General features: G+C 51.1%; 4 protein-coding genes. All 4 read right to left on the minus strand.

From position 1 onward, the window contains the following. The coding region (gene csm5 / locus PKY88_13235) for a type III-A CRISPR-associated RAMP protein Csm5 (GenBank protein HOQ06163.1) at positions 1–644 on the minus strand (644 nt) is incomplete at its 3' end. Next, positions 641–1,723, minus strand: a complete 1,083-nt coding sequence (locus PKY88_13240) for a hypothetical protein (GenBank protein ID HOQ06164.1) — start codon at positions 1,721–1,723, stop codon at positions 641–643. The genes csm5 and PKY88_13240, both read right to left, overlap by 4 nt. Before the next feature lie 18 nt (positions 1,724–1,741). Next, the gene (csm3, locus tag PKY88_13245) at positions 1,742–2,443 is read right to left on the minus strand and encodes a type III-A CRISPR-associated RAMP protein Csm3 (protein ID HOQ06165.1); all 702 of its coding nucleotides are present in this window, start codon (positions 2,441–2,443) and stop codon (positions 1,742–1,744) included. 2 nt (positions 2,444–2,445) lie between these two features. After that, the gene (csm2, locus tag PKY88_13250; GenBank protein HOQ06166.1) at positions 2,446–2,928 is read right to left on the minus strand and encodes a type III-A CRISPR-associated protein Csm2; all 483 of its coding nucleotides are present in this window, start codon (positions 2,926–2,928) and stop codon (positions 2,446–2,448) included. Positions 2,929–2,986 lie beyond the last annotated feature (58 nt).

A 2,986-nucleotide genomic window follows, 5' to 3' on the forward strand; every position in this document is an offset into this window, starting at 1 on the left:
CACCGAAAAGGATCGGTCTGGGGATTAAATTTGTATTGTTTCAGACAAAGCGGCTCCAGCTGGGTCTTGCCGAATTTTTCATAGGTCTTCTGGAGCTGCTGCTGATAAATTTTTTCCTCGTCGTACTTTTTGTGCGCTTGCTTCAACTCTTTAATGATCTGCTCAGCTCTTTCTTTGGCCTTTGCTTCAGCTTCCTGCTTTTTCTGTCTGACAGATTCTTTTTTCTCTTGAGCCAGGGTATTGATTACAGCGGTTCGGATGGCACCTTTGATGGAGGAGCCGGGGATATAGGCCCGCCAGGTGCCGGGGGTTCGGGTGAAAAGACTGACTTCCAGCTGCCGGTTCGGATTCGAAAGACTCTCTTGGTACACCTGCTCAAAGGCCCCTGCTTCTGCCTTGAAGCAGGCGTACTTTTCCGGGTCAACGTGGTTGCGAATAAAATCGCGGATGACGAAGGGATTTGGGTCTGACACTCTGCGGTCAAATTCGGCCCGGAGGTTAGGCTGCATCCCTGAAAGAAACCGCACCAGGTCAATCCGGTAAAAGACGCCGTTTTTGACGACATATTCCGTCGGGTCGATATCCTGTCCGGAGCCGATATGAACGGGGGAAAGGATGGTGAGGGTCATTTTATATCGCTTCATAAAACCTCCGTAAAAGCACAGCAGACCGGCACAGCCGGCGCGAGAGCATAATGGCACACTTCCGGGAAAGAGCGGTGAATGTTTTGGACAAGCCGGCCGTAAAAAGGACGCGGGCTGTCGGTTTTCAGCACTGACCCGGCCGTCAGCAGAATCAGCGGCTTTTTATATGCATCGTGAATACCGCTCGGATGGGGCCCGACGGCCCAGTCGCCGCCGAGTTTGCCGATTTTGGTCTGGAGTTTCCAGAAACCTTCGGCGGGGTCCTGTTCGGCGGGTGCACAGGCGGCCAGAAGAAGCACCGCATTGGGCTTGGATGCGGCCGGCAGGACAGCCGGAGAAACCGATTCGACGGAAACTTTTCCCTTTCCGCGGGATTTGTATTTGCCGTAGCCTCCTTCGAGGGCCTGTGCCAACAGGTTCTTCAACCGCTCGCCGTCATATCGGGCCGAGGCGGCCAGAAGACGAAAAACGGGCGGGTTAAAGGGGTTAATATGCCACTCTTTGGTGAAAAAGAGCGACCCTTCCTGGCCGGTGGTGCCGGTCAAACGGCTGATGGTGTTGTGGGCAACCACGGTTTCTTTGGGCAGCACAGGGCTTCCGCACTCGTTGTCAAGAAACCAATGAAAGACGGACTCGCTGCTCAGACCGCCGCAAAGGGCATAGAGGCCTTTGTCCGGCAGAAAGCACAGTTTGTACATCCATTTAAGCAGATCGAAGGCCTCAATTTCGTTTGGCTGTGCATTTCTGACCGGAACGGGCAGCCGCTTTTCTCCGTCTTTTTCGACATACAGGTGATTTACCAGTTCATTCGTTTTAATGCCCCGGATTTTCTCGAGCAGGTCTTTTTCCTGCTTGGGGGTCGGCCGGGGCAGGTGCGGAAGCGGCCAGTAGCCATCCGGGAAGGCGTCAGACAAAAGCAGCGGAGGCGCTCCGTCGGCATAGGCACGGAGAAAGTCGGTGAGGGCCGCTTCGCCTTCGTGATAGCGGAGGGCCCAGCACAAATGGCCGAACAGGGTATCCGCCGACAGCCGCGTGCCCAGGGCCGTGTGCACCTTCAGTTTGATTTCGTACCATTGCATACGTCAGGACCTTTCCGTTCAGACTGTAGGCAGAGTGAGGGGATTTCCGGCTTCGTCTTTGAGATCGATGAACTTGACCTTGCCGCATCCGCGCGAGCCGCAGCCGCCCAGGTAATCCTTTTCGACCAGAGCCAGGGCCTTCAGGACGACCTCATTGAAGTACTTTTCATCGGCAGATCCGCCGTCGCCGGTATCGATAACGCGGTAGGCCATGTCGAGGTCAAATGTCACCCCCGGCACCACCCGCTCCATTGACCGAGGAGTCGCTTTTGCTGTAATTCGATTAATATTGTTCTCCACTTTGACTTCTGTGATGTCTTTCCCGTTCCTTACTGCCTCATACCATTCTGCAGACAAATAACTGTCTCTTACCAACAGGCGCGTAGGCCCCACATCAAGCTGCTGGTCTGCGGAAATGCCGAAAACTCTGCAAACATCACATTTCAAAAAAGACTCTTTGTCTTTGCATTGATGCACGGGTTTTCGCTCTTCAAGGGAAAGTTTTCCAGAATGCCATTCTATTAATGAACGCATTCTCCCTTTGAGAGAAGAACCCGGGATATAAGGAAGATTTTTTTCCGTTTCTTTATCCTTCACGGAAATTCTTACCAAGGGCATGTCAATTCCCCCGATTTCCATAGTCTCCATGGAACCTCCAATACGAAGGCCCGTAATTACTTTTATCTTCCCCTCAATCCTTTTGATTTTATGAAGTTTCATTTTTACTCTCCTATTTTGTTGTTCCCGTACGCGAAACCTAAAACCGCTTCAAAATAGAGCACGAACGCCCGAAAGTTATCCTCATCATTGCCGACAAGTTTTATGTTTTCTTCCAGGAAAACGGCAAACTCTTCCGGGATTTTCTTTCCGCCGGAACGCTTGGCATAAGCGACTTTGCTTTGAAACATTTTGAAAAGCGGCAGGACTTGTTCCCAGGACCTTCCATTTTCCAGCTGGAAATGCAAATTTTTAATCGCACCGAAAAATCTACGAATTTGACTTTTGGAAAGCTTATCTTTTCTGTTTTTATCATTGACATCAGGGAACTTGTTAGCTTGCTCTTGGGCTTTCTGATCCAGAAGCTCCGGATCAAGTATTTTCCTGGCCTTATCCTTATAGTAAACTACTTTAACGGCAGTGGGGGCCTCTTTCTGTGTTTGGCTTTGTGGCCTGCTACCCCCGCTTCTCTGGCTTGGATTATTCATAGCAAATCCTCCAAAAATTAGGTTAACGGTTCAGATAGAGACAATATGTTGCGGCGAC

It is taken from the genome of Anaerohalosphaeraceae bacterium (assembly GCA_035378985.1).
In the GTDB taxonomy this organism is placed as follows: domain Bacteria; phylum Planctomycetota; class Phycisphaerae; order Sedimentisphaerales; family Anaerohalosphaeraceae; genus JAHDQI01.

Coding starts and splice junctions, on each gene's coding strand:
- PKY88_13240 (HOQ06164.1), bottom strand. CDS start 1,723: ATGCAATGGTACGAAATCAAACTGAAGGTGCACACGGCCCTGGGCACG.
- csm3 (HOQ06165.1), bottom strand. CDS start 2,443: ATGAAACTTCATAAAATCAAAAGGATTGAGGGGAAGATAAAAGTAATT.
- csm2 (HOQ06166.1), bottom strand. CDS start 2,928: ATGAATAATCCAAGCCAGAGAAGCGGGGGTAGCAGGCCACAAAGCCAA.